General features: G+C 70.4%; 28 protein-coding genes. 20 read left to right on the forward strand and 8 right to left on the reverse strand.

All coding sequences use genetic code 11. The annotated features are described in order from the left end of the window. Positions 1–56 precede the first annotated feature (56 nt). The gene (locus EZ242_RS00605; RefSeq protein WP_135283175.1) at positions 57–704 is read left to right on the forward strand and encodes a DUF47 domain-containing protein; all 648 of its coding nucleotides are present in this window, start codon (positions 57–59) and stop codon (positions 702–704) included. 40 nt (positions 705–744) lie between these two features. Here the strand turns inward: EZ242_RS00605 and EZ242_RS00610 are convergent, their stop codons facing one another. Together EZ242_RS00610 and EZ242_RS00615 are read right to left on the reverse strand one after the other, a co-directional pair. Beyond that, a complete protein-coding gene (locus tag EZ242_RS00610) occupies positions 745–1,200 on the reverse strand; it encodes a TM2 domain-containing protein (RefSeq protein WP_135283176.1) in 456 nt (151 codons plus the stop codon). Further along, positions 1,197–1,727, reverse strand: coding sequence for a GNAT family N-acetyltransferase (locus EZ242_RS00615; protein WP_135283177.1), 531 nt, complete (start codon positions 1,725–1,727; stop codon positions 1,197–1,199). Before EZ242_RS00615 ends, EZ242_RS00610 begins: the two co-directional genes overlap by 4 nt. Before the next feature lie 135 nt (positions 1,728–1,862). Between EZ242_RS00615 and rpsP the strand changes: the two genes are divergently transcribed. From rpsP to EZ242_RS00645, 6 genes are all read left to right on the forward strand, one after another. Next, positions 1,863–2,132, forward strand: coding sequence for a 30S ribosomal protein S16 (gene rpsP, locus EZ242_RS00620; RefSeq protein WP_135283178.1), 270 nt, complete (start codon positions 1,863–1,865; stop codon positions 2,130–2,132). A 25-nt stretch (positions 2,133–2,157) separates the two neighbouring features. Continuing rightward, positions 2,158–2,721: a ribosome maturation factor RimM gene (rimM, locus tag EZ242_RS00625; protein ID WP_135283179.1), complete on the forward strand. Its 564-nt coding sequence runs from the start codon at positions 2,158–2,160 to the stop codon at positions 2,719–2,721. A 15-nt stretch (positions 2,722–2,736) separates the two neighbouring features. Beyond that, a complete protein-coding gene (gene trmD, locus EZ242_RS00630) occupies positions 2,737–3,480 on the forward strand; it encodes a tRNA (guanosine(37)-N1)-methyltransferase TrmD (protein WP_135283180.1) in 744 nt (247 codons plus the stop codon). A gap of 112 nt (positions 3,481–3,592) precedes the next feature. Beyond that, complete coding sequence (rplS, locus tag EZ242_RS00635) at positions 3,593–3,970, forward strand: 50S ribosomal protein L19 (RefSeq protein WP_135283181.1); 378 nt, start codon at positions 3,593–3,595, stop codon at positions 3,968–3,970. Positions 3,971–4,064: 94 nt separating this feature from the next. Then, entirely contained in the window at positions 4,065–4,787 is a 723-nt protein-coding gene (locus tag EZ242_RS00640) for a CoA pyrophosphatase (protein ID WP_135283182.1), read from the forward strand. Positions 4,788–5,088: 301 nt separating this feature from the next. Beyond that, complete coding sequence (locus EZ242_RS00645) at positions 5,089–6,087, forward strand: CobD/CbiB family protein (protein WP_135283183.1); 999 nt, start codon at positions 5,089–5,091, stop codon at positions 6,085–6,087. A gap of 150 nt (positions 6,088–6,237) precedes the next feature. Here the strand turns inward: EZ242_RS00645 and rsgA are convergent, their stop codons facing one another. Genes rsgA through EZ242_RS00660 form a run of 3 tightly spaced genes read right to left on the reverse strand, consistent with a single transcriptional unit; the run spans position 6,238 to position 8,771 of the window. Next, the gene (gene rsgA, locus EZ242_RS00650) at positions 6,238–7,155 is read right to left on the reverse strand and encodes a ribosome small subunit-dependent GTPase A (RefSeq protein WP_135283184.1); all 918 of its coding nucleotides are present in this window, start codon (positions 7,153–7,155) and stop codon (positions 6,238–6,240) included. 9 nt (positions 7,156–7,164) lie between these two features. Continuing rightward, positions 7,165–7,506, reverse strand: coding sequence for a 4a-hydroxytetrahydrobiopterin dehydratase (locus EZ242_RS00655; RefSeq protein WP_135283185.1), 342 nt, complete (start codon positions 7,504–7,506; stop codon positions 7,165–7,167). Beyond that, positions 7,503–8,771, reverse strand: a complete 1,269-nt coding sequence (locus tag EZ242_RS00660; protein WP_135283186.1) for a M48 family metallopeptidase — start codon at positions 8,769–8,771, stop codon at positions 7,503–7,505. Before EZ242_RS00660 ends, EZ242_RS00655 begins: the two co-directional genes overlap by 4 nt. A gap of 34 nt (positions 8,772–8,805) precedes the next feature. On the opposite strand from EZ242_RS00660, the gene orn reads away from it, so the two are divergent. The 9 genes from orn (at position 8,806) to EZ242_RS00705 (ending at position 19,442) form a co-directional block, all read left to right on the forward strand. Further along, positions 8,806–9,426: an oligoribonuclease gene (gene orn, locus EZ242_RS00665; RefSeq protein WP_135283187.1), complete on the forward strand. Its 621-nt coding sequence runs from the start codon at positions 8,806–8,808 to the stop codon at positions 9,424–9,426. 198 nt (positions 9,427–9,624) lie between these two features. Continuing rightward, entirely contained in the window at positions 9,625–11,310 is a 1,686-nt protein-coding gene (locus EZ242_RS00670) for a DEAD/DEAH box helicase (RefSeq protein ID WP_135283188.1), read from the forward strand. Positions 11,311–11,423: 113 nt separating this feature from the next. Then, a complete protein-coding gene (locus tag EZ242_RS00675; RefSeq protein ID WP_135283189.1) occupies positions 11,424–13,100 on the forward strand; it encodes a sensor histidine kinase in 1,677 nt (558 codons plus the stop codon). Positions 13,101–13,107: 7 nt separating this feature from the next. Then, positions 13,108–14,034 carry a LysR family transcriptional regulator gene (locus EZ242_RS00680; protein WP_135283190.1) on the forward strand — a complete coding sequence of 309 codons (927 nt, stop codon included), beginning with the start codon at positions 13,108–13,110 and terminating at the stop codon, positions 14,032–14,034. 140 nt (positions 14,035–14,174) lie between these two features. Next, the gene (gene leuC / locus EZ242_RS00685; protein ID WP_135283191.1) at positions 14,175–15,605 is read left to right on the forward strand and encodes a 3-isopropylmalate dehydratase large subunit; all 1,431 of its coding nucleotides are present in this window, start codon (positions 14,175–14,177) and stop codon (positions 15,603–15,605) included. Further along, positions 15,605–16,243 carry a 3-isopropylmalate dehydratase small subunit gene (gene leuD / locus EZ242_RS00690; protein WP_135283192.1) on the forward strand — a complete coding sequence of 213 codons (639 nt, stop codon included), beginning with the start codon at positions 15,605–15,607 and terminating at the stop codon, positions 16,241–16,243. Before leuC ends, leuD begins: the two co-directional genes overlap by 1 nt. Positions 16,244–16,279: 36 nt before the next feature. Then, complete coding sequence (locus EZ242_RS00695) at positions 16,280–17,251, forward strand: Bug family tripartite tricarboxylate transporter substrate binding protein (protein ID WP_135283193.1); 972 nt, start codon at positions 16,280–16,282, stop codon at positions 17,249–17,251. An 11-nt stretch (positions 17,252–17,262) separates the two neighbouring features. Further along, positions 17,263–18,471, forward strand: a complete 1,209-nt coding sequence (locus EZ242_RS00700) for a CaiB/BaiF CoA transferase family protein (protein ID WP_135283194.1) — start codon at positions 17,263–17,265, stop codon at positions 18,469–18,471. Further along, positions 18,468–19,442, forward strand: coding sequence for a hydroxymethylglutaryl-CoA lyase (locus EZ242_RS00705; RefSeq protein WP_135283195.1), 975 nt, complete (start codon positions 18,468–18,470; stop codon positions 19,440–19,442). Before EZ242_RS00700 ends, EZ242_RS00705 begins: the two co-directional genes overlap by 4 nt. A gap of 175 nt (positions 19,443–19,617) precedes the next feature. Here the strand turns inward: EZ242_RS00705 and EZ242_RS00710 are convergent, their stop codons facing one another. From EZ242_RS00710 to EZ242_RS00720, 3 genes are all read right to left on the reverse strand, one after another. Next, the gene (locus EZ242_RS00710; RefSeq protein ID WP_135283196.1) at positions 19,618–20,004 is read right to left on the reverse strand and encodes a helix-turn-helix domain-containing protein; all 387 of its coding nucleotides are present in this window, start codon (positions 20,002–20,004) and stop codon (positions 19,618–19,620) included. A gap of 5 nt (positions 20,005–20,009) precedes the next feature. Then, on the reverse strand, positions 20,010–20,324 hold the full coding sequence (locus EZ242_RS00715) for a type II toxin-antitoxin system HigB family toxin (RefSeq protein WP_135283197.1): 315 nt from the start codon (positions 20,322–20,324) through the stop codon (positions 20,010–20,012). Between the two features lie 83 nt (positions 20,325–20,407). After that, the gene (locus EZ242_RS00720; protein ID WP_135283198.1) at positions 20,408–21,670 is read right to left on the reverse strand and encodes a multidrug effflux MFS transporter; all 1,263 of its coding nucleotides are present in this window, start codon (positions 21,668–21,670) and stop codon (positions 20,408–20,410) included. Between the two features lie 172 nt (positions 21,671–21,842). Between EZ242_RS00720 and EZ242_RS00725 the strand changes: the two genes are divergently transcribed. Genes EZ242_RS00725 through EZ242_RS00740 form a run of 4 tightly spaced genes read left to right on the forward strand, consistent with a single transcriptional unit; the run spans position 21,843 to position 25,487 of the window. Continuing rightward, a complete protein-coding gene (locus EZ242_RS00725; RefSeq protein ID WP_135283200.1) occupies positions 21,843–22,832 on the forward strand; it encodes a Bug family tripartite tricarboxylate transporter substrate binding protein in 990 nt (329 codons plus the stop codon). Positions 22,833–22,840: 8 nt separating this feature from the next. After that, entirely contained in the window at positions 22,841–24,073 is a 1,233-nt protein-coding gene (locus EZ242_RS00730) for an aromatic ring-hydroxylating dioxygenase subunit alpha (protein ID WP_135283942.1), read from the forward strand. Continuing rightward, positions 24,070–24,534 carry an aromatic-ring-hydroxylating dioxygenase subunit beta gene (locus EZ242_RS00735; RefSeq protein WP_135283201.1) on the forward strand — a complete coding sequence of 155 codons (465 nt, stop codon included), beginning with the start codon at positions 24,070–24,072 and terminating at the stop codon, positions 24,532–24,534. Before EZ242_RS00730 ends, EZ242_RS00735 begins: the two co-directional genes overlap by 4 nt. Continuing rightward, positions 24,534–25,487, forward strand: a complete 954-nt coding sequence (locus EZ242_RS00740; RefSeq protein WP_135283202.1) for a PdxA family dehydrogenase — start codon at positions 24,534–24,536, stop codon at positions 25,485–25,487. Before EZ242_RS00735 ends, EZ242_RS00740 begins: the two co-directional genes overlap by 1 nt. Positions 25,488–25,501 lie beyond the last annotated feature (14 nt).

Here is a 25,501-nt window from a genome sequence, read left to right on the forward strand (position 1 = left end):
CTACACTGGGCGTCGTCACAGAACCGTCATCGTCTGACGCGCGAAAGATACTGTCCATGCTTCTTGGCAAGCTGCTGCCGCGTGAAGGCAAGTTCTTCGAGTTGTTCAACCAGCACGCGGAGCGCATCGTCGAGGCGGCCCGGGCTTTCCAGCAGCTGGTGGACAACTATAGCGACCCCAAGCTGCGCGATCAGTACACGCGCGCCGTGGACAACGCCGAGCACGCGGCCGACCGCCTGACGCACGAGGTCAACCGCATGATCCATCGCGGCGCGAACCCGCCGCTGGAGCGCGACCAGATCCACAAGCTGATCAACACCATGGACGACGTGGCCGACCTGCTCCAGGACTCGGCCGAGACCATGGCCTTGTACGACCTGCGCGCGGTGAACGACGAGATCCGCCGCCTCACGGACCTGAGCGTCAAGTGCTGCGAGCGCCTGAAGGACGCGGTGGCGCTGATCGGCAGGCTCTCCGACGGGCCCACGGCCGAGGCCGCGCTCAAGACCTGCGAGGAGATCGACCAGCTCGAGTCCGACGCCGACCGCGTGATGCGCAGTGCCATGAGCCGCCTGTTCCGCGAGGAGCCCGACGTGCGCGAGGTCCTCAAGCTCAAGGCGGTGTACGAGCTGCTGGAGTCCGTCACCGACAAGTGCGAGGACGTGGCCAACCTGATCGAAGGCATCGTCCTGCGCCACGCGTGAGAGGGTGCGCGGGAGCCGTGCCGGGCGGCCCCGATCCGGCTCACTGCGAGATCTTCCGCCCTTCCTCGATCTGGTACTCGAAGTAGCGCTGGAAGCTGAAGGCGATGCTCGCCATCAGCACCGCGGTGCCGATCATGAGCGACGCCACCACCGCGCCGATGGTGAGCCAGCTCGTGCCGCCGGCCGGTGCCTCGGGGTCCGACTGCGGATTGAAGCGGGCGTTCCAGCGTTCGCGCGGCATGAGGCCATAGACGATGGCCGTGAGCGCGCAGCCGGCGATGGTGAAGCCCAGCAGCGGGATCAGCAGCCAGCTCAGGACGTCGTCCTGCCCGAACTGCTGCACGCGCTCGATGCCGTAGAGCCCCAGCGCCGTGGGCACCGGCAGCAGCCAGCCGAGCATGTCGCCCAGGCCGCGCAGGTAGAAGCGGTGCAGTCCGAGCGGACCGCCGATGAACGCCAGCCAGGCGGCCAGCGTCTTGCTGCGCGTGCGCCTCATGCCGCTTGCGCCGGCGGCGTGCCGTCCGCCTCGCCCAGGGACCGCTCCATCATCACGATGTCCAGCCAGCGCCCGAACTTCCAGCCGCAGGCGCGCACGGTGCCCACGTCGCTGAAGCCCAGTGCGCGGTGCACGCCGATGGAGCCCGCGTTGCCGGAGTCGCCGATCACGGCGATCAGCTTGCGCAGGCCCGCGTCCTCGGCGTGCGCCACCAGCTGCGCGAGCAGCTGGCGGCCCAGGCCCCGACCGCGCGCGTCGGGGTGCATGTAGATGGAGTCCTCGGCCGAATAGCGATAGGCCGGGCGCGGCTTGAACCACTGGCAGTAGGCGAAGCCGAGCACCTGGCCCTCGTCCTCTACCACCAGGTAGGGCAGGGACTTGCCCAGCACGTCCTGGCGGCGCGCGGCCATCTCGGCCTCGGTGGGGGGCGTGGTCTCGAAGGTGCCCGTGCCGTGCAGCACGTGGTGGGCGTAAATGGCCGTGATGGCCGTCAGGTCTTCCTCGCGGCTGGGACGGATCGTGCTCATGGAACTCGGAAAGCTATAATCGCGGGCTTTTCAGCGTGTCGCTGGCCGGGTGGCCATGTCGCGTGTCTCAACGCTGGAAGAACTATGGCGGGCTTGCAGCCAGGCGCGGCAGCCCATCCACCCCAAGGATAAATCATGGTCGTGATCCGACTCTCCCGCGGCGGCGCCAAGCACCGTCCGTTCTTCAACATCGTCGTGGCGGACAAGCGCGTTCGCCGCGACGGGCGCTTCATCGAGCGCATCGGGTTCTACAACCCCACCGCCAAGGAAGGCGAAGAGGGCCTGCGCGTCGCGCAGGATCGCCTCAGCTACTGGCAGGGCGTGGGCGCGCAGGCTTCCCCCACGGTCGAGCGCCTGATCAAGCAGGCCGTCAAGGCCACGCCGGCCGCTGCCCCCGCCGCTTGAGCCCGCAGGTGCCGCGCCAGCCAGGATGACCCTCTCCCTCGAAGCCGCGGAACTGCCCGCGGACGCCGTCGAAGTCGGACGCATCCTGGACGCATGGGGCATCAAGGGCTGGTTCAAGGTCCTGCCCCACAGCGCTTCCCCGGAAGCGCTTTTTTCTTCCCGGCGCTGGTGGCTGCAGCCGGCGGATCGCGGCCCGCAGGCCTTCAGCGGCACCGTGCTGCTTCGCATCCGCGAAGCGCGCGAGCACTCCGGCGGCATCGTCGCCAGTGCCCATGACATCGACGACCGCGGCGCCAGCGAAGCCTTGAAGGGCGCGCGGATCTTCGTGCCCCGCACCAGCTTTCCCACCGCCGCCGACGACGAGTACTACTGGGTCGACCTGATCGGCCTGGACGTGTTCAACCGCGAAGGCGAGGCCCTCGGCCGCGTGCAGGACCTGCTGGCGACCGGCCCGCAGACGGTGCTGGTGCTGGCCTACGAGGAGGCGGGGCAGGCGCGCGAGCGCATGATCCCCTTCGTGTCGGCCTACGTCGATGCGGTGGACCTGCCCGGCCGTCGCATCACGGTCGACTGGCAGCGCGATTACTGAACGGGCGGCCGGCCCATGCGCTTCGACCTCATCACCCTGTTTCCCGAGCTGTTCGGGCCTTTCCTCGAAAGCGGCGTCACGCGCCGGGCCTTCGAGTCGAGGCAGGTGGACGTGCGCCTGTGGAACCCGCGCGACTTCGCCGAGGGCGCCTACCGCCGCGTGGACGACCGGCCCTTCGGCGGCGGGCCGGGCATGGTCATGTTGGCCGAGCCGCTGGCGCGCTGCGTCGGCGCCATCCGGGCCGAGCGTGCCGATACCGCGCCGCTGCTGCTGTTCTCCCCGCTGGGCGAGCGCCTCGCGCATGCCCGCGTCGAGCAGGAGGCGCGCGGGCCCGGCGCCATCCTGCTGTGCGGCCGCTACGAAGGCATCGACCAGCGCTTCATCGACACCTTCGTCGATGCGCAGATCAGCCTGGGCGATTTCGTGCTTTCCGGCGGCGAGGTCGCCGCCATGGCCCTGCTCGACGCGGTCGCCCGCCTGCAGCCGGGCGTGCTCAACGACGCCGGCAGCCACCAGGAAGACAGCTTCAACCCGGCCCTGGACGGCCTGCTCGACTGCCCGCACTACACCCGGCCGGAGAACTGGCAGGGGCAGGGCGTCCCGGCGCCGCTGCTGTCGGGGCACCACGCCCAGATCGAGCGCTGGCGCCGCGAGCAGCGCCTCGCCATCACCGCCCGGCTGCGGCCCGAGCTGATCGAGGCAGCGCGCGCGGCCGGGCGCCTCACCCGCCAGGACGAGCAGTTTCTCGGCCAGCTATAATCGCGGGCTTTCCCGATCCTCTGTCCGGCCGCCCATAGCCGCTCGAACAACCGCTCGATGCGTCGCCAGGGCCCCTAGCGCAGCGCGGACACGATCCCACAAGGAAACTTTCATGAACATCATCCAGAGCCTGGAGCAGCAGGAAATCGACCGCCTGGGCAAGAAGATCCCCGTGTTCGCCCCCGGCGACACCGTGATCGTCAGCGTCAACGTGGTCGAAGGCACCCGCAAGCGCGTGCAGGCCTACGAAGGCGTGGTCATTGCCAAGCGCAACCGCGGCCTCAACAGCGCCTTCACCGTGCGCAAGATCTCCAGCGGCGAAGGTGTCGAGCGCACTTTCCAGACCTACAGCCCGCTCATCGCCGGCATCGAGGTCAAGCGCCGCGGCGACGTGCGCCGCGCCAAGCTGTACTTCCTGCGCGAGCGCAGCGGCAAGTCGGCCCGCATCAAGGAAAAGCTCCCCAGCAAGGTGGCTGCCGCCGCCGTCTAAGCGGCCCCGGAAGGTGTGAAGGGATTCACAGCTTCCCACCGCGCAAAGCCGCCGCACGCCTCTGGCCTGCGGCGGTTTGTCGTTTGAGCCCCGCATGCCCATCGATCCCGCTCCCGCCCCGCCTCCCGATTTCGTGCCGCTGACCAAGCTGCCGCACTTCGACCCCCGCGCCGTGCCGGTGATCGGCATCGACTCGCACCTGCCGGCCGTCGCGCCGGAGCGGCTGGCGCCCGAGCGCCTGCGCGAGCGCTTCCGCGCGCCGCCGTCCTGGACACCCGAGCTGCGCGCGGAGCCGCGTTTCACCGACCGGGAGGTCGCGCAGGCCTCGGTGCTGGTGCCGGTGGTGATGCGCGGGCCCACGCCCACGGTCATCCTCACCGAGCGGACCACCCACCTGTCCACCCACTCGGGCCAGATCGCGTTTCCAGGCGGCCGGCGTGACGACACCGACACCGACGCCGCGCACACCGCCCTGCGTGAAGCGCATGAGGAGATCGGCCTGGCCGACCGGCACGTCGAGGTCATCGGCCACCTGCCCACCTACACCACCGGCACGCGCTTCGTGGTCACGCCCGTGATCGCGCTCGTCGATCCCGGGCACGAGCTCACGCTCAATCCGCACGAGGTGGCCGACGCCTTCGAGGTGCCGCTGGCCTTCCTCATGAACCCGGCCCACCACCACCGCCACGCCATCGAGGTCGGCGGGCAGGCGCGCGAGTTCTTCTCCATGCCCTACATGCAGGGCAGGACCGAACGCTTCATCTGGGGCGCCACGGCCGGCATGCTGCGCAACCTCTACCGCTTCCTCGCGGCCTAGGGCCTGTTCACACTGTTTTCGCGAGATGCGTTGCGGAGCAAAAAGGTCATGCGCAAGGCGCGAGTCCGCCGCCGGGGTCGGCCCCCGGCAAGGGCTCGCAACGCGGCGCATGGCCTTTTTGACCGCAACCCGAAGGGAACGTGGCTGAAACAGCGCCACTCGTCGTTGCAGGCCTAGCCCAGGCGGCCAGCCTGGGCGTCGCCCTGCGCCTAGATTGGCGCTGTTTCAGCCGCGTTCGCACTCGCGAAAACAGTGTGAACAGGCCCTGAGGGCGGATCAGCTCGGCCGCTATCATCCGGCGATGAGTTTCTTCGCCATCCTGTTCGCGCTGCTCATCGAGCAGGTGCGGCCATTGGGGGCCCGCAACCCGGTGCATGGTGCGCTGCGCGGCTGGGCCGGATGGGTCAGCAGCAACTTCGACGCCGGCCGGCCCCACCATGGCTGGGTGGCCTGGGCCCTGGCAGTCCTCGGGCCGGCGGCCGCGGCCTTCGGCATCCATGTGCTGCTGTGGTACTTCCTCGGTCTTCCCATCGCCATGCTCTGGAGCGTGGCGGTGCTCTACGTCACGCTGGGCTTCCGCCAGTTCAGCCATCACTTCACGGCCATCCGCGACGCGCTGGAGACGGCCGACGAAGACCAGGCCCGCAGCCTGCTGGCGCGCTGGCAGCAGGTGGAGGCGAGCGACGTGCCGCGCAGCGAACTGGTGCGCCACGTCATCGAGTATTCGGTGCTGGCCGCGCACCGCCATGTCTTCGGCGTGCTGGCCTGGTTCTCGGTCCTGGCCGCGCTGGGCCTGGGGCCGGCGGGCGCGGTGCTCTATCGCATGAGCGAATTCGTCACCCGCTACTGGCCGCACCGCAGCCTGCGCGAGACGCAGCCGGTCAGCGAAGCGCTGCAGTCGGCATCGCGCCGCGCCTGGCATGCCATCGACTGGCTGCCGGCCCGCCTGACGGCCGTGGCCTTCGCGGTGGTGGGCAGCTTCGAGGAGGCGATCGACTGCTGGCGCCATCACGCCCAGCGCTTTCCCAACGACAACGACGGCGTGGTGCTCGCGGCCACCTCCGGCGCCATCAACGTGCGCCTCGGCGGCGAAGCCCTGCGCTCGGCCTACGCCACGTCCGCGGCACAGGCCCTGCAAGCGCCCGCGCCGCCCTCGGCCACCGTGGCCGACAGCGAAAGCACGCCGGGCCGCGAAGCCGAGGTCGGCCACCTGCGCAGCGTGGTCGGGCTGGTGTGGCGCTCGGTGGTGCTGTGGCTGGTGCTGCTGGCGCTGCTCACCATGGCGCGGCTCATCGGCTAGAAGCGCGAAAAGAAATTCCCGGGTCGGCGGAGTCACCTTCTTCCACTGGGAGAAGGCCGGGATGGGGGCCGCGAGTGAAGCAGCGGGGTCGGCGCGCGTCGCCCCCACCCCTGCCCTCCCCCAGAGGGGGAGGGTGTCACTCCCGCCCCTTCACCACCTCGGCTGCGACAGCTCCGCGAACAGGTCCTCGTAGATGCGGTGCCGGCGCGGGCTGACCGCGTCACCCTCCCGGGCGTCCAGCGCGGCGAGCACGGCGCAGCCCGGCTCGTGCAGGTGGGTGCAGTTGTAGAAGCGGCAGTGCCCCAGGTGGGGCCGCAGGTCGGGCATGAGGCTCGCCAGCTTCGCGGGCTCGATGTGGTGCAGGCCGAACTCCTGGAAGCCCGGCGAGTCGATCAGCGCCGTGGTCCGCTGCGCGTCCACCCAGTACCAGGTGGTGCTGGTCGTGGTGTGCTTGCCCGAGTTGAGCGCGCGCGAGATCTCGCCCGTCTCGGCCAGTGCGCCGGGCACCAGCAGGTTGATGAGGGTGCTCTTGCCGGCGCCCGAGGGGCCGAGCACCAGGGTGGTCTTGCCTTGCAGGTGGCGCAGCAGGTGCTCGCGGTCCACCTCGCCCGACAGGCGCAGGGACAGGGGCAGCACGCCGTAGTGCATCTTCTGGTAGGGCAGCAGCCGCGCCCAGGCCCGCTCGAAGGGCTCGACGAGATCGCTCTTGTTGAGGGCGATCAGCGGCGTGATGCCTTCGGCCTCGGCCGCGATCAGCGCGCGCGTGAGCTGCGACTCCGAGAACTCCGGCTCGGCGGCCAGCAGGAGCAGCACCTGGTCCAGGTTGGCCGCGAAGGATTTGGTGCGGATCTCGTCCTGGCGGTAGAAGAGGTTGCGCCTGGGCTCGACCTTCTCGATGGTGCCCTCGTCGTGGCTGCCCTGCCAGAGCACCCGGTCGCCCACCACGGCCTGGTTCTTCTTGCCGCGCGGGTGGCAGATCAGGCGCTTGCCTTCGGGCGTCTCGACCAGCACGTGGCGGCCGTGGCTCGCGACCACCAGGCCGCGGTCCAGCGCGGCGCGTTCAGCCACGCGCGGCCTTCATGACAGCAGCGCGTCGATGCGGGCGGCGCATTCGAAGTCGGTCTCGGAGATGCCGCCCACGTCGTGGGTGTTGAAGCGCACCACGCAGCGGCTGTAGTGCACCGACAGGTCCGGGTGGTGGTCCTGCGCGTTGGCGATGAAGGCCACCGCGTTCACGAAGGAGACGGTCTCGTAGTAGTTGGCGAAGTGGAAGCTCTTCTCGATCGCCACCTGCGGACCGTCGCCCGTGAGCTGCCAGCCGGGCGCGGCGGACAGCCGCGTCACCACTTCCGTGGGCGTGAGCGCGCGGCGCTTCACCTGGGACCAGTCCTTCTTGCTGAGCATGGATGGTGCGTTCATGCGGTTCCCTCGAATCCGAGTCGTGCCAGGCGCTGGGCGGCCGGCGGGTGGGAGTAGTAGAAAGACACGAAGACCGGGTCCGGGGTGAGGGTGGACGCGTTGTCCTCGTGCAGCTTGAGCAGCGCCGTTCCCAGCTCGCGGCCATTGGCGTGCGCGGCGGCGAAGGCGTCGGCCTCGAACTCGTGCCGGCGCGAGATGCGCGCGAACAGCGGCGAGACGAAGAAGCCGAACACCGGCACCACCATCACGAACAGCAGCAGGGCCAGCGCGTCGTTGGGACCGGGCACGTTGGGGCGCACGCCCAGGCCGAAGTAGAACCAGGGCTGTGCCGACACCCACCCCAGGAGCGCGAAGCCCGCCAGGCTCATGGCGAACAGGCCCAGCATGCGGCGGGTGATGTGGCGCAGCTTGAAGTGGCCCAGCTCGTGGGCCAGCACCGCCTCCACCTCGCCAGGGCTCAGCTTGGCCAGCAGGGTGTCGAAGAACACCACCCGCTTGGAGGCGCCGAAGCCGGTGAAATAGGCATTGCCGTGCGCGCTGCGCCGGCTTCCGTCCATCACGAACAGGCCCTTGGCCGCGAAGCCGCAGCGCTGCATGAGCGCACCCACCCGCTCGCGCAAGGTCTCGTCTTCCAGCGGCTTGAAGCGGTTGAACAGGGGCGCGATGAAGCTCGGGTAGATCACCAGCAGCAGCAGGTTGAACGCCACCCAGGCGCCCCAGGCCCACAGCCACCAGAGCGAGCCGGCGGCGCCCATGAGCCAGAGGATCAGCGCGGCGATGGGCAGGCCGATGGCGGCACCCACCACCAGGCCCTTGAGCATGTCGCTCACCCACAGGCGCGGCGTCATGCGGTTGAAGCCGAAGCGCTCCTCCAGCACGAAGGTCTGGTACAGCGAAAACGGCAGGTCCAGCAGGCCGCCGATGAGGGCGAAGGCCGCCAGCAGGGCGAGCTGCTGCACCAGCCCCGGACCCAGCGCGCCGAGCAGCGCGCCGTTGAGCGCATCCAGCCCGCCCAGCAGCGTCCATCCGAGCAGCACGGCGGCGCCGAAGGCCGTCTCCAGCAGGCCCAGGCGCGACTTGGCGAGCGTGTAGTCGGCTGCCTTCTGGTGCGCAGCCAGGGACACCGAGGCGCTGAAGGCGGGCGGCACCTGGGCGCGATGGGCCGCGACGTGGCGCGCCTGCCGCAGCGACAGCCAGAACCGCACCAGCAATCCGCCGAGCAAGGCCGCGGCGAAGGCGAAGGTCAGGAGCAGGGAGGCTTGCATCCGGGCGAGTGTAGCCCTGGGCCACAATGCCGCCATGACCGACAACACCGTCAACACCCCCGCAGAAGGGGCCGGCGCCGAGGCCCCCGCGACCGATGCGGGCACGCTCGCGCGCCATGAGCAGAACCTGGTCTGGCTCGACTGCGAGATGACCGGCCTGGACCCCGAGGTGGACCGCATCATCGAGATCGCCGTCATCGTGACCGGACCGCACCTGGAACCGCGCATCGAGGGGCCGGTGTTCGCGATCCACCAGACCGACGCACAGCTGGACGGGATGGACGCCTGGAACAAGGGCACCCACGGCAAGAGCGGCCTCATCGACCGGGTCAAGGCGTCCACCGTCTCGGAGGCGCAGGCCGAGGCGGAGATCATCGCCTTCCTGGAGCGCTTCGTGCCCAAGGGCACCAGCCCCATGTGCGGCAACAGCATCGGCCAGGACCGGCGCTTCCTGGTGCGCTACATGCCGAAGCTGGAAGCCTTCTTCCATTACCGCAACCTCGACGTGAGCACGCTCAAGGAGCTCGCGCGGCGCTGGAAGCCGGCGGCCTGCGAGGGCTTCAAGAAGCAGCAGGCGCACACGGCCCTGGCCGACGCGCACGAATCCATCGACGAACTGTCGCATTACCGCGAGCATTTCCTGCGGCTCGAATGACCCGGCGCCCGCACGGGCTCTCGGCCCAGGCATAATGGCGGGCTGCGCTGCTTTCGGGCAGCATCCCTTGCCGCATCACCTTCATGCACAGGCTCGCCGAATGAGCCGACGGATCCCGCGATCCGTGAGTCGTTTGATGGTTGGTGTCCCTTAACCATTGACGACACGCGCACCCCACGGGTGCGCCTTAGCACACTCATGACCGATTCCTTCGAAGAGCGGGGCGACTTCGCGCCTGCCGACACCACGTTCGACAACACCCCGGACACGTCCGTGTCCCCCCCGCTGCCCAATGGTTTCACCCGCCTGGGCCTGGCCCCGGAACTGATCCAGGCCGTCGAGGACCTGGGCTTCACCCAGCCCACGCCGGTGCAGGAGCAGGCCATTCCCCTGGCCATGGACGGCGCCGAAGGCGGCGAAGCCGCCCGCTTCATCGACCTCATGGTCTCCAGCCAGACGGGCAGCGGCAAGACCGCCGCCTTCCTGCTGCCGGTGCTGCACACGCTCATCGCGCAGCAGGCCGAGCGCGCCGCCCAGGAAGAGGCCGAGCAGCAGCGACTGGCTGACGAAGCCGCCGCGCGCGGCGAAGCGCCCCAGCGTCGCAAGCGCCGCAACCCCACCGATCCGCGCAACTTCAAGGCCGCCACGCCCGGCGCGCTGGTGCTGTGCCCCACGCGCGAGCTGGCCCAGCAGGTGGCGCACGACGCCATCGACCTGGTGCGCCACTGCAAGGGCCTGCGCATCGCCAGCGTGGTGGGCGGCATGCCCTACCAGCTGCAGATCGCGCGCCTGCAGAACGCCGACCTGGTGGTCGCCACCCCGGGGCGCCTGCTGGACCTGCAGCGCTCGCAGCAGCTCAAGCTGGACCAGGTGCGCTTCCTCGTCGTGGACGAGGCCGACCGCATGCTCGACCTGGGCTTCGCCGACGACCTGGCCGAGATCAACCAGCTCACCATCGAGCGGCACCAGACCATGATGTTCAGCGCCACCTTCGCGGCGCGCATCCAGCAACTGGCCGCGCGTGTCATGCGGCAGCCGCAGCGCGTGCAGATCGACTCGCCCCAGGAGCGCCACGCCAACATCAAGCAGGTGCTGTTCTGGGCCGACAACGCCCAGCACAAGCGCAAGATGCTGGACCACTGGCTGCGCGACACCAGCATCGACCAGGCCATCGTCTTCGCCAGCACGCAGATCGAGTGCGATGGCCTCGCCAACGACCTGCAGCAGGAAGGCTTCTCGGCCGTGGCCCTGCACGGCGCCCTGAGCCAGGGCCTGCGCAACCGCCGCCTCATGGCGCTGCGCAACGGACAGGTGCAGATCCTGGTGGCCACCGACGTGGCGGCGCGCGGCATCGACGTGCCCACCATCACCCACGTCTTCAACTTCGGCCTGCCGATGAAGAGCGAGGACTACACCCACCGCATCGGCCGCACCGGCCGCGCCGGGCGGGACGGCCTGGCCGTGACCTTCGCCGAGTTCCGCGACCGCTTCAAGATCTTCGACATCGAGGGCTACACCAAGCAGCCGTTCAACGCGGAAGTCATCCCCGGCCTGGAGCCCGCCCAGCGTGCGCCCCGCGCGCCGCAGCCGGGCGGCGGCTTCGGCGGCAAGCCGGGCCGTGGCGGTGGCTTCGGCGGCAAGCCGCGCCAGGGTGCCGGCCAGCGGGGCGACTACGGTCGCAAGGCGGGCTTCGGCGACTTCGGCGGACGTGACGGCCAGCGCGACGAGCGCCGCGAAGGCGGTGCCACGCCCTGGGAGAAGCGCCCGGCGCCCGCCGGCTTCGGCAAGCCGGCGCCGCGCGGCGACTTCGCCCGCCCGGGCACCGGCGGCAAGGTCTTCGTGCCGCGCGACGCCAAGAAGCGCGCCTACAAGCCGGCGCGCTGACCCTTCCGGGGGGGGCGGCGCCTGCGCCGCCCCCCGCCTTTGCCGTGTTCACGTCCTTCCCCCGAAGCTGACTTCCTTGGACACAATGCGGACCTCACCGACGAGGTAGCCGCATGCCTTCGCCCCTCCTGACTGCCTCCCCCAGCTCGCGCCAGCTGGCCTGGGCCACCCTGCTCACCGCGCTGCCCCTGCTCGGCGTGGCGCTGTGGACCCAGAGCCGACTGGGTGAGCAGCTCCTGCCGCACGCCTTCTGCATCAGCGCGAGCCAGCCGCTGCTGAAGCTGCACCTGGTGAGCGACGGGCTCATCGCGCTGGCCTACCTGCTGATTCCCTGGGCCATGCTCCGTTTCGTCCGCCGCCGCGCGGACGTTCCTTTTGGCTGGATCGCCTGGGTCTTCGGGGCCTTCATCGTGGCCTGCGGCGTGACCCACATGATGGGCATGTGGACGCTCTATTACCCCGTGTACTGGTACGCCGGCGTGGCCAAGGCGTTCACGGCGGCCATCTCGCTGGCCACGGCCTGGCTCATCTACCGGCTCACGCCCATCGCGCTGGCCCTGCCTTCGGCGCGCCAGCTCCAGCAGGCCAACCAGGCCCTGCAGGAGGAGGTGCTGCGCCGACGCCAGGCGGAAGCGGAGCTGGTGCGGGCCCAGCAGGACCTGGAGCGCGTCCTGCGCGAGGTGAGCGTCGAGGCGCGCCAGTCGGCCGCGGTGCTGGACAGCTTCTTCGAGCAGGCGCCGCTCGGCCTGGCCTTGCTCGACGCGCGGCTGCGGGTCACGCGCGTGAACGCCCGGCTGTCCGCGCACAGCGGCCGCCCCGCCAGCGAGTACCTGTCCGCCGCATCGGTGGAGGAACTGCGCAACACTCCGCCCGTCCTCGTGCACGCCGCCCGGCGGGTCCGCGACACCGGCGAGCCCTGCACCGGGCTCGAAGTGACCATCCAGGCCCGCGACGTGCCGCGCGACGTGAAGTGCAGCATCTTCCCCATTCGCGCGGACGCCAGCGCGCAGCCGCTCCTGGGCGTGGTCCTGGAAGACATCAGCGCCGAGCGCGCGCTGGAAGCCGAGCGTGCCGCTGCGTTGGCGGCGGCCCGCGAAGCCGACCAGCGCAAGACGGAGTTCCTGGCGGTGCTGGCGCACGAGCTGCGCAACCCGCTCGCGCCCCTGCGCACGGCGGCCGCCGTGCTCGAACAGGCCAGCTCGCGTGGCGATGGCCGTTCCGCCCGCATGGTCGCCATCATCGAGCGGCAGGTCGCGCACATGAGCCGGCTGGTGGACGACCTGCTGGACGTCAGCCGCATCGAGCGCGGCACCTTCGAGATGCAGCCCACGGACTGCGACCTGGCGGGCATCGTGCGCCAGGTAGCGCACGACTACGAGCACAGCCTGGCGGCGGTCGGCACCACGCTGCGCCTGGACGCGCCCGCGCCCCTGCCGGTGCACGGCGACGCGGTGCGGCTCGCGCAGGCGGTGGGCAACTACCTGCACAACGCGGTCAAGTTCGCGCCGGGCAGCGAAGTCACCGTGCAGGCCTGGCGCGACGACGCGCAAGGCGAGGCGGTGGTGAGGGTCATCGACCGCGGGGAGGGCATCGCTGCGGAACTGCTGCCACGCCTGTTCCAGGCCTTCGTGCAGGGCAGCGCGCAGGAAAGCCGCGGCGGCCTCGGCCTGGGCTTGTCGCTGGCCCGGCGCCTGGTGGAGATGCATGGCGGGCGCGTCAGCGCCAGCAGCGCCGGGGTGGGGCAGGGCGCCACCTTCGAGCTGCGGGTGCCGCTCAAGCGCGACGCATGAGGTCGCCATGAACCTCCACCGCCTCGACCTGGTCTCGCTGTCGCTGTTCAACCTGGTGGCGCGCACCGGCAGCATCAGCCGGGGCGCGGAACTGGCGCACCTGGCCCTCGGGGCGGCCAGCAAGCGCATCTCGGACCTGGAGGCCGCCGTCGGCGCGCCGCTCCTGGAGCGGCACTCGCGCGGCGTGAAGCTCACGCCCGCGGGCGAGGCCCTGCACCGGCATGCGCAGAAGATCCTGAATGACGTGGACCAGCTCGCCGCCGACCTGTCGGACCATGCCCGCGGCGTGACCGGCGTGGTGCGCCTGTGGGCCAACACCTCCGCGGTCACGCAGTTCCTGCCCGCCGACCTGGCGGCCTTCGCCGCACTGCAGCCGGGCATCCGCATCGAGCTGAACGAGGCCGACAGCCGCGAGATCGTTCTGGCCGTGCTGGACGGCCGGGCCGAGCTGGGCATCTTCGCCGAGCGCACGCCGGCGCTCGGGCTGCAGACGCTGGTGTACCGCGAGGACCGGCTCGTGCTGGTGGTCCCGCCGGGCCATGCCCTGGCCGCGCGCCGCCGCGTGAGCTTCGCGGACGCGGCGGGCTACGAGTTCGTGAGCCTCAGCCAGGGCACCTCGCTGGCGCAGCGCCTCTCGCTGGAGGCGCGCCAGGCCGGGCAGGCGCTGCGCATCCGCATCCACGTGCGCAGCTTCGACGCCATGTGCCAGATGGTCGCGGCCGGCCTGGGCATCGCCGTGCTGCCGGCCGCGGCGGTGCAGCCGCTGGTCAAGGCCCTGGGCTTGCGCAAGCTCGAGCTGGCCGAGCCCTGGGTGAACCGCCAGCTGATCCTCGGTGCGCGCGATCTCGGCGCGCTGCCGCGGCCGGCACGCAGCCTGCTGGACCACCTGGAGTCCCGCCGCCAGGCGCAGGCGCCGCGCCGCCGGGCTGCCTGACGCACCACCGTCCGCAGGCTGCGGGGAAACCCGGACCCGGTTTCGCGTTTGGCGAAGGCTCGCTTGACGACGACGCCCTGTCGCGCGGCGCGCGTCTTTCCTAGACTGGCAGGCCATCTCCCGCCCTCCGCGCAGCCGCCATGCCCCTGACCCTGTTCGACAAGCTCTGGCAGAGCCACCTCGTGGACGTCAACGAGGACGGCGAAGCCCTGCTGTACATCGACCGCCACCTGGTCTACGAGGTCACCAGCCCGCAGGCCTTCGAGGGCCTGCGCCTGGCCGGCCGTCGTCCCTGGCGCGCCGAGACGGTGCTGGCCTGCGCCGACCACAACGTGCCGACCACGGCCGCCGAGCGTGCGGGGCTGGACCGCATCGCCGACCCCCTGTCGCGGGCGCAGGTCGGCCAGCTGGGCGAGAACTGCCGCGAGTTCGGCATCACCTTCTACGGCCTGGGCGAGCAGCGCCAGGGGATCATCCACGTGGTCGGCCCCGAGCAGGGCGCCACGCTGCCCGGCACCACGGTGGTGGCCGGCGACTCGCACACCAGCACGCATGGCGCCTTCGGCGCCCTGGCCTTCGGCGTGGGCACGTCCGACGTGGAGCACGTCCTGGCCACGCAGTGCCTGGCCATGCGGCCCATGCAGCGCATGCGCATCGACGTGGAGGGGCGGCTCGCCCCCGGCGTCACCGCCAAGGACCTGGTGCTGCACCTGATCGGCGTGCTGGGCACCGCCGGCGGCACGGGATTCGCGATCGAATTCGCCGGCAGCGCCATCCGCGCGCTGTCCATGGAAGGCCGCATGACGGTGTGCAACATGGCCATCGAGGCCGGCGCCCGCGTGGGCCTGGTGGCGGTGGACGAGACCACCATCGACTACCTGCGCGGCCGCCCGATGGCCCCGCGCGGCGCGCAGTGGGACGCCGCCGTCGCCCACTGGCGCACGCTGCACAGCGACCCCGGCGCGCGCTTCGACCGCGTGGTGACGGTGGACGCGTCGGCGGTGCGGCCCATGGTCACCTGGGGTACTTCGCCGGAGATGGTCGTGCCGCTGGACGGCCGGGTGCCCGACCCCGCGGCGGCGGACGACCCCGTGCGGCGCGCCGGCATGCAGGCCGCACTGGCCTACATGGGCCTGTCGCCCGGCACCGCCATGCGCGACATCGCCATCGACAAGGTCTTCATCGGCTCCTGCACCAACGCCCGCATCGAGGACCTGCGCGCCGCGGCCGACGTGGTGCGCGGGCGCCGCGTCGCCGGCAACGTGAAGCAGGCGCTGGTCGTTCCCGGCTCGGGCCTCGTGAAGGCGCAGGCCGAGGCCGAGGGGCTGGACCGGGTCTTCATCGACGCCGGCCTGGAATGGCGCGAGCCCGGCTGCTCGATGTGCCTGGGCATGAACGCCGACCGCCTCTCGCCCGGTGAGCGCTGCGCCTCCACCTCCAACCGCAACTTCGAGGGCCGGCAGGGGCCGGGCGGACGCAGCCACCTGCTGAGCCCGGCGCTCGCCGCCGCCGCCGCCATCGCCGGCCACCTGGCCAGCGTGGAAGAACTCGACGCCGGGGAGACCGTGTGATGCAAGCCTTCGAGAACCTGCGCTCGCCCGTCGTCCCCATCGACCGGGCCAACGTGGACACCGACGCCCTGATCCCCAAGCAGTTCATGAAGTCGATCCGCCGCACCGGTTTCGGCGACAACCTCTTCGACGAGTGGCGCTACCTGGACCGCGGCGAGCCGGGGCAGGACGTGTCGCAGCGCCCGCGCAACCCGGACTTTGCGCTCAACCAGCCGCGCTACGCGGGCGCGCGCATCCTGCTGGCGCGCGAGAACTTCGGCTGCGGCTCCAGCCGCGAGCATGCCGTCTGGGCGCTGCGCGACTTCGGCATCCGCGTGCTCATCGCCCCCCGCTTCGCCGACATCTTCTTCGGCAACTGCTTCAAGAACGGCCTGCTGCCCATCGTGCTGGACGCGGCCACCGTCGAGCGCCTGTTCGCCGACGTCGCCGCGAACCCCGGCTATGCGATGGCGGTGGACCTCGCGGCCCAGACCCTCACGCCCTCGCAGGGCGAGCCGCTGCATTTCGAGGTGGACCCGCCCCGCAAGCACCGGCTGCTCGAGGGACTGGACGACATCGGCCTGACCCTGCAGCGCGCCGACCGCATCCGCGCCTTCGAGGCGCAACGCCGCCAGGCCGAGCCCTGGCTCTTCAACTGACCCTCACCCCCCCCACGTTCAACGAAGGAGACATCCATGACCCTGCACCGCCGCCACCTCATCGCCCTCGGGCTCGCCGCCGCCGTCTGCGGTCCCCTCGCCGCACAGGACAAGTACCCGTCCCGGCCGGTGACGCTCATCGTGCCGCAGGCGGCCGGCGGTGCGAACGACGCCATCGCGCGCGTCATCGCCCAGAAGCTCACCGAGCAGACCGGGCAGTCCTTCATCGTGGACAACAAGCCGGGCGCGGGCGGCAACGTGGGCACCGTGCTGGCGGCCAAGGCCAAGCCGGACGGCTACACGCTGATGCTCACCGCCGACAGCTCCATGGTGATCAACCCCTCGCTGTACAAGAACACCGGCTTCGATCCGCTCAAGGACTTCGTGCCCGTGAGCCCCGTGGCCACGGCCGGCTATGCCCTGGTCGCCAACACTTCCTTCCCCGCCAGCAACGTGAGCGAGTTCATCGCGCTGGCCAAGCAGCAGCCGCGCAAGATCAACATCGGCTCGGCCGGCAACGGAACGCTCAACCACTTGATCGGCGAGATGCTGTCCAAGCAGACCGGCATCGAGCTCACGCACGTGCCCTACAAGGGCGCCTCCGCGGCGGTGACCGACCTGGTCGCCGGCCAGGTGCAGGTGTCGGTGCAGAGCCTGCCCTCGTCCATCGCCTTCATCCGCAGCGGCAAGGTCAAGGTGCTGGGCGTGGTCAACCCCAAGCGCGTGCCGGCGCTGCCGGACGCGCCCACCATCGGCGAGACGGTCAAGGGCTTCGGCGCCACGCCCTGGTACGGCGTCTTCGCGCCCGCGGGCACGCCCCCGGCCATCGTCGCGCAGCTCAATGCCGAGATCGCCAAGGCGCTGGACGCCAAGGACGTGCAGGAGAAGCTGGCGGGCGTCGGCACCGAGCCCTTCAAGTCCACGCCCGAGCAGTTCGGCACGCTGGTGCGCGAGGACCTGCCGCGCTGGGCGAAGATCGTCAAGGAGTCGGGCGCGACCATCGACTGAAGGACGCTGCGATGAACCTCCCCACGCTTTCCCCGGGCGCGCTGGCGGGCCTGCGCGTCGTCGAGATGGGCCAGCTGATCGCCGGCCCCTTCGCCGGCAAGACGCTGGGCGACTTCGGCGCCGACGTGATCAAGATCGAGCCGCCCGGCGCGGGCGATCCGCTGCGCAACTGGCGCCTCATCCAGGACGGCACTTCCGTGTGGTGGCAGGTGCAGTCGCGCAACAAGCGCTCCATCGCGCTCGACCTGCGCCAGTCCGAGGGGCAGTCCATCGCGCGCCAGCTCATCGCGCAGGCCGACGTGCTGATCGAGAACTTCCGTCCCGGAACGCTCGAAGGCTGGGGCATGGACTACGAGACGCTCGCCAAGGACAACCCCGGCCTCATCATGCTGCGCATCTCCGGCTACGGGCAGACGGGGCCCTACCGGGACCTGCCGGGCTTCGGCGCCATCGGCGAGGCCATGGGTGGCCTGCGGCACCTGACCGGCGAGCCCGGCCGCGTGCCGGTGCGCTGCGGCATCTCCATCGGCGACACGCTGGCGGCGCTGCACGGCACCATCGGCGTGCTCACGGCGCTCTATCACCGCGAGGTCAATGGCGGCAAGGGGCAGGTCATCGACGTGGCCCTCACCGAGGCGGTGTTCAACGTCATGGAAAGCCTGGTGCCCGAGTACAGCGCCTTCGGTGCGGTGCGTGAGCCTGCGGGCTCGGCCTTGCCGGGCATCGCGCCGTCCAACGCCTACCGCTGCAGCGACGGCGTGGTGCTGATCGCGGGCAATGGCGACAGCATCTTCAAGCGCCTGATGCAGGCCATCGGCCGCGAGGACCTGGGGCAGGATGCGGCGCTCGCGGACAACGCGGGCCGCGTGGCGCGCGTGCAGGAGCTGGACGCCGCCATCGAGGCCTGGACCGTGTCGCGTCCGGTGGACGAGGTCCTGCGCGTGCTGGGCGAAGCGCGCGTGCCGGCCGGCCGCGTCTACACCGCCAAGGACATCGTGGAAGACCCGCACTACCGCGCCCGCGACATGATCCTGTCGCAGCGCACGCGCGATGGCCACGAACTGGAAGTGCCGGGCATCGTGCCCAAGCTCCTCGGCACGCCCGGCAGCATCCGCAGCAGCGCGCCGCGCCTGGGCGACGATACCGACGCCGTTCTCGGCGAGGCGGGCTACTCCGAGCAGGACATCGCCGCGCTGCGCGCGAGAAAGGTGGTTGCATGAACTCCGTCTGGAACGGCGCCGGAAGGCGCATCCACCTGCAGGAGGTCGGCACCCGCGATGGGCTGCAGGCCGAGGACGTGTTCGTTCCCACCGAGGACAAGATCGCGCTGGTCGATGCCTTGTCGGAAGCGGGCCTGGCCAAGATCGAGGTCACGGCCTTCGTCTCGCCCAAGGCCATCCCGGCGCTGCGCGACGCCGAGCAGGTGCTGCGCGAGATCCGCCGCGCCCCGGGCGTGATCTACAGCGCGCTGGTGCCCAATGTGCGCGGCGCCGAGCGCGCCATCGAGTCGCGCGCCGACGAACTGAACCTGGTCATGTCGGCCAGCGAAAGCCACAACCTGTCCAACCTGCGCATGACGCGCGAGCAGTCCTTCGCGGGCCTGGCCGAAGTGGCCCGCGCGGCGCGGGGCGCGGGCGTGCGGGTGAACATCTCGCTGTCCTGCAGCTTCGGCTGCCCGATGGAAGGCGAGGTGCCCCTGTCCACCGTGCTGGACTGGTGCGGCCGCTACGTGGAGGAACTGGGGGCCGAAGGCGTCACGCTGTGCGACACCACCGGCATGGCCTTCCCCACCCATGTCGCGGGGCTCACGCGCGCGTTCCGCGACCGCTGGCCCGGCACCGAGCTGACCCTGCATTTCCACAACACGCGCGGCATGGCCCTGTCCAACGTGCTGGCCTCGATCGACGCCGGCGCCGACCGCTTCGACGCGTCCTTCGGCGGCATCGGCGGCTGCCCCTACGCGCCGGGCGCCTCGGGCAACGCCTGCACCGAGGAGATCGCGCACGCGCTGGACCTCATGGGCTACGACACCGGCATCGACCTGCCGCGCCTCATCGCGGCGGCGGCGCGCCTGCCGGGGCTGATCGGGCACGACATCCCCAGCCAGATCGTCAAGGCTGGCCGGCGGCTGGACCTGCATCCGCGGCCGGGGGATTTCGAGGAGATCCGCGCGCGCGCGCTGGGGCGCTGAGCGTCGGCGCGGTCAGAAGCTGTGAATGAATTCGGCGCGTCCGAAGCGGCCGCCAGACAGTGGCCCATCAAGGCGCAAAGCGCAGCCATAGCTCGGGCTATGGCGAGCATTTGCAACGCCGAGGGGGCGCTTTCTGGAGGCTGAGGCGGGCGTGGCGGATTCGTTCACAGCTTCTTCAGTCGGCTGCGGGTTCCGCGACGGGTTGCGGCTTGCCGACGAGCGACGAAGCCGGAATTCCCAGGTTCAGCAGGCGCCGGATCATGGGCATAGTCAGCGGCCTGGAGCCCGCCAGGACCTCATAGACGCGGTGGCGCGGCCCGATATAGGGGACCAGGTCGGCTACGGTCATGCCGGTGCGGTCCATGTGCAGCTTGAGGGCGTCCACGGGCTCCGGCACCTCGATGGGGTAGTGCTCAGCTTCCCAGGCCTCCACCAGCGTGGAGAGCACTTCGAGGCGCTCGCCTTCGGGTGTTTCCGGTGCTGGATCCAGATCGACCAGATCGGACACCTGCGCCAGCATGGCGCGGTAGTCGGCCTCGCTCCGGATGGCTCTGACGTGCATGGCATCTACTCCTTGGACTGGTCTACGGTGGCGGCATTCACGCGGTCGTACTCGGCGTGAGTGCCCACGAACTTGATGTACCCGCGCTGCATGCGGTAGGCGAAGGCCACGATGAGTCGGTAGTCGTTGCCCTTGATGTTGAACACGACACGGTTGTTGCCGACGAAGCTCGCGTTACGGAACTGCGCCTTCACATCCGCTGGTGACGCCCAGTTCGCAACGCGAGCGACGTCGTACCACGCCTCCAGGGGCCCCTTGGCATCGCTGCACTGCGGACGGCTGTAGAAGCTCACCAGCAGGGCTCGGGAGACGATGTGCATGCCGGATTCTAGTCCCAAATTGGGACTTTGGCGCCGTCGCGCAGCCTCGCCGCTTGCCTGACCCGTTTCCTCCGGCGGGGGGTTCACCCCTTCACCGGGAACCCCACCGTCTCCGCCGGATGCACCGGCCGCTGGCCGATCTCCGGCCAGCGTGAGCGCAGGTAGAGCCAGGCCACCAATCCCACGCTCATCATCAGCAGGGATGCCGTTGCCAGCGCCCGCGTGCTGTGCATCACCAGCGGCGCGATCGCGCCGGCGACGATGCCGTTGGCGGTGGAGCCCACCACGGCCTGCAGGGAGGATGCGAGGCCGCGGCGGGTGGGGTGCAGGTCCAGCACCAGCAGCGTGACCACCGGCACCGTGAGCGACCAGCCGAAGCCGAACACCGCGATCGGGATCAGCGCCCATTCCGCGCGTGCCACCCACAGCAGGTTGGCCGCCACGTTCAGCACGGAGACCGCCAGCATGACCGCGAAGCCCCAGCGGATCTGGCGCTTGGGTGCGATGCGGCCGGCCAGCCGGCCACTGGCCCAGGCGCCGCCCATGATGCCGGCAATGCTCAGCACGAAGAACCAGAAGAACTGCGTGGGGGCAAGCTGCAGGTGCGTGCCCAGGAACTCCGGCGCCGAGAGCACGTAGAGGAACATGCCGTTGAACGGAATCCCGCTTGCAAGGGCCAACAGCACGAAGCGGGGATCGGCCACCAGCGTGCGGTAGCCCTGCATGAGGCTGGCCAGCTCGAAGGGTTGGCGATCGTCGGCGTGCAGCGTCTCGGGCAGCAGCCGCTGGTTGGCGATCCACAGCACCGCGCCCACGGCGGTGAGGAACCAGAAGATCGCATGCCAGCCGGCATGCACGAACAGCCAGCCGCCGATGATGGGCGCCACCGCCGGCGCCACGCCGAAGTAGATGGTCACCTGGCTCATGACCTTCTGCGCCTCGGCCGGCGGGAACATGTCGCGGATCACCGCGCGCGAGACCACGATGCCCGCGCCGGTCGCCAGGCCCTGCAGCGCGCGGAAGAACACGAGCTGGCCGACGGTCTGCGACAGCGCGCACCCGGCCGAGGCCAGCGTGAACACCGCGATGCCCCAGAGCACGACGGGCCGGCGACCGAAACTGTCCGACAGCGCGCCATGGAACAGGTTCATGAAGGCGAAGCCGAACAGGTAGGCCGACAGGGTTTGCTGCATCTCCACCGGCGTCGCGCCCAGCGAGCGGGCCATGCCCGAAAAGGCCGGGATGTAGGTGTCCACCGCGAAGGGGCCCAGCATGCCCAGCACGGCCAGGAGGAGGGCAAGCGCCCAGCGCGGGGCGGTCCAGAGGTGGTGGGCGTCGGGATTCATCGGAGGGCGAGGAGCTTACCTGCCTGGCTCGCAACACGCAGAATGTTCGATATCCGGACAAATAGTTCGTAATCGGTTGATCGACATCAAAGTCGCTAGACTGGCCTCACCGCGACGCCCGGCCTTGGAACCACCTCGGCCGCGACCTGGATTCCTCACTGGAGACAAGCCCATGAACCCCTCCTTCAAGATTGCCGTCCGTCCCCTGGCCGCGCTGCTGGCCGCCGCGTCCCTGATGGCGGTCGCGCCTTCGAGCGCGCTGGCGCAGCCGGCGGACAAGCCGCTTCGCATCGTCGTGCCCTTCCCGGCGGGCGGCACCGCCGACGTGCTGCCGCGCCTTCTGGCCGACAAGATGCGCGACGCTTATCCGGCCGGCGTGGTCGTGGAGAACAAGACCGGCGCGGGCGGCAACATCGGCGCCGAGTCCGTGGCCCGCTCGGACGCCGACGGCAGCACGCTGCTGGCCTCGCCCCCCGGGCCGATCGCGATCAACCAGCACCTGTACAAGTCGCTGCCCTTCGACCCCACCAAGTGGGTGCCCATCACCGTCATGGCCACCGTGCCCAACGTGCTGGCCGTGAGCAACAAGCTGCCGGTCAAGACGGTGGACGAATTCATCGCCTACCTCAAGGCCAACCCGGGCAAGGTGAGCTATGCCTCGCAGGGCAACGGATCGACCTCGCACCTCACGGCCAACCTGTTCATGCAGCTGACCGGCACCGAGATGACGCACATCCCCTACCGCGGCACCGCGCCGGCGCTGAACGACCTGGTGGGCGGACAGGTGGACGTGTTCTTCGACAACATCGCCTCCTCGGCGCAGTTCCACCAGGGCGGTCGCATCAAGATCCTGGCCGTGGCCGACGAGAAGCGCTCCAGCGTGCTGCCCCAGGTGCCCACCTTCGCCGAGCAGAAGCTGCCCAACATGCAGGCCGTGACCTTCTTCACCGTGGTCGCGCCCCCCGGCACCCCGCAGGCCGCCGTGGACAAGGCCTACAAGGCCTTCAGCGGCGCCATCTCGCAGCCGGACGTGAAGCAGAAGTTCGCCGCCCAGGGCGCCGAGCCGCGCGGCTGGTCGCCCCAGCAGACCGGCCAGTTCGTCAAGGCCGAGTCCGAGAAGTGGAACAAGGTGATCAAGAGCGCCAACGTCACCGTCGATTGAAGACCGCCATGCAGGAGCAGACGATTCACTGGAAGGACACGCTCACGCGCGTGCCCTATGCGGTCTATACCGACCCGCAGACCCGGCAGCAGGAGCAGGAGCGCGTCTTCCGCGGCGCCACCTGGAACTACCTGTGCCTGGAGGCGGAACTGCCCGAGGCGGGCAGCTACCGCACCACCTTCGTGGGTGAGACGCCGGTCGTGGCCGTCAAGGACACGGACGGCGAGGTCTACGCCTTCGAGAACCGCTGCGCCCATCGCGGCGCGCTGATCGCACTGGAGAAATCCGGCCGCGCCGACAACTTCCAGTGCGTCTACCACGCCTGGAGCTACAACCTGCAGGGCGACCTCACCGGCGTGGCTTTCGAGAAGGGCGTCAAGGGCCAGGGCGGCATGCCCGCGAGCTTCTCCAAGGAGGAACATGGCCCGCGCAAGCTGCGCGTGGCGGTGTACTGCGGTCTGGTGTTCGCAAGCTTCAGCGACGAGGTGCCGCCCATCGAGGAGTACCTGGGCGAGGAGATCTGCGCGCGCATCGAGCGCGTGCTGCACAAGCCCGTGCAGGTCATCGGCCGCTTCACGCAGGCCCTGCCCAACGACTGGAAGCTCTACGTGGAGAACGTGCGCGACACCTACCACGCGAGCCTGCTGCACCTGTTCTTCACCACCTTCGAGCTCAACCGCCTGTCGCAAAAGGGCGGGGTGATCGTGGACGAGTCGGGCGGCAACCACGTGAGCTACTCCATGATCGACACCAGCGCCAAGGACAGCTCCTACCGCGAGCAGGGCCTGCGCTCGGACCACGATCGCTACCGCCTCAAGGACCCTTCCGTGCTGGAGGGCTTCCACGAGTGGGACGACGGCATCACGCTGCAGATCCTCTCGGTCTTCCCCGGCTTCGTGCTGCAGCAGATCCAGAACTGCCTGGCCGTGCGGCAGGTGCTGCCCAGGGGCGCGCAGCGCTCCGAGCTGAACTGGACCTACCTGGGCTTCGCGGACGACACGCCCGAGCAGCGCAAGGTGCGCCTGAAGCAGGCCAACCTGGTCGGCCCGGCCGGCTTCATCTCCATGGAGGACGGCGCCGTGGGCGGCTTCGTGCAGCGCGGCATCGCCGGGGCGCAGGACATGGAGGCGGTGGTCGAGATGGGCGGCGACTCGGTGGCCTCCAGCGACGGCCGCGCCACGGAAACGTCCGTGCGCGGCTTCTGGAAGGCCTACCGCCAGCACATGGGGGTGGGCGCATGATCGACCTGCAAGCCTTGCTCGCCTTCAACGCGGCCTACGCCGAAGCCATCGACGACGACCACCTGGAGCGCTGGCCCCTCTTTTTCGCGCAGAGCTGCCACTACCGCATCACCCATGTGGAGAACGAGCGCGAGGGCCTGCCGGCCGGCGTGGTCTGGGCCGACTCGCGCGCCATGCTGGAGGACCGCGTCGCGGCGCTGCGCGAGGCCAACATCTACGAGCGCCAGCGCTATCGCCACCTGCTGGGCATTCCGGTGGTGGAGCGCGCCGACGCGCACGGCGCCACGGCCCGCACGCCCTTCATGGTCGCGCGCGTCATGGCCAACGGCGAGACGCTGCTCTTTGCCACCGGCGTGTACCGCGACCGCTTCGTCAAGGAAGGCGGCGAGCTGCGCCTGGCCGAGCGCGTGGCGGTGTGCGACAGCACCGTCACCGACACGCTGATGGCGCTGCCCCTGTGATGACCGGCGCGCGTCGCATCGCCCTGAGCGTGGGCGACCCCAATGGCATCGGCCCGGAGATCGTGCTCAAGGCGCTGCAGGCGTTGGAGGGCGAGCCGGGCTTGCACGTGGCGGTGTTCGGTCCGCGCGAGGTGCTGGCCCGCGCCGCCGAGGTCACCGGCCTGGGCGAGGTGCTGGCGCGCGCCGAGCTGCGACCCACGCCCGATCTCCCGGCCAGCTCGGCGCGCTTCGGCGAAGTGAACGCCGCCGCCGGCGAAAGCGCCGTGGCCAGCGCCACCGCCGCCATCGAGGCCTGCCGGCGCGGCGAGTTCGACGCCGTGGTGGCCGGGCCGCACCACGAAACCGCCATCGCGCAGGCCGGCATCCGCTTCAACGGCTATGCCTCGCTGCTGGCGCGCCTGTGCGGCCAGCCGGAAGACCGGGTCTTCCTGATGCTGGTGGGAGGGGGACTGCGCATCGTCCACGCCACGCTGCACGAGAGCGTGGCCACGGCCCTGGGCCGCCTCACGCCCGAGCTGGTGGTGGCCGCTACCGAAGCCGGCGTGCGCGCCTGCCGGGCGCTGGGCGTCGAGCGCCCCCGCGTCGCGCTCTTCGGCATCAACCCGCACGCGTCCGAAGGCACGCTCTTCGGGCCGGAGGACGCGCGCTGCACCGTGCCCGCGGCGCGGCGCCTGCGCGAGCAGGGCCTGGACGTGGCCGACCCGCAGGGCGCCGACGTGCTCCTGGCCGACCACGCCCGCCGCCCGCACGACCTGTACGTGGCCATGCTCCACGACCAGGGCCACATCCCCATCAAGCTGCTCGCGCCCCAGGGCGCCAGCGCCGTCTCAATCGGCGGCGAGGTGCTTCTGGCCAGCACCGGCCACGGCAGCGCGATGGACATCGCCGGCACCGGCCAGGCCCGCCCCGACGCGCTGCTGCGGAGCCTCCGCCTGCTGGCCGGCATTTCCTGAACCTTTTTCTTTTC

The sequence above is a fragment of the Ramlibacter rhizophilus genome (genome assembly GCF_004681965.1).
GTDB classification, from domain to species: domain Bacteria; phylum Pseudomonadota; class Gammaproteobacteria; order Burkholderiales; family Burkholderiaceae_C; genus Ramlibacter; species Ramlibacter rhizophilus.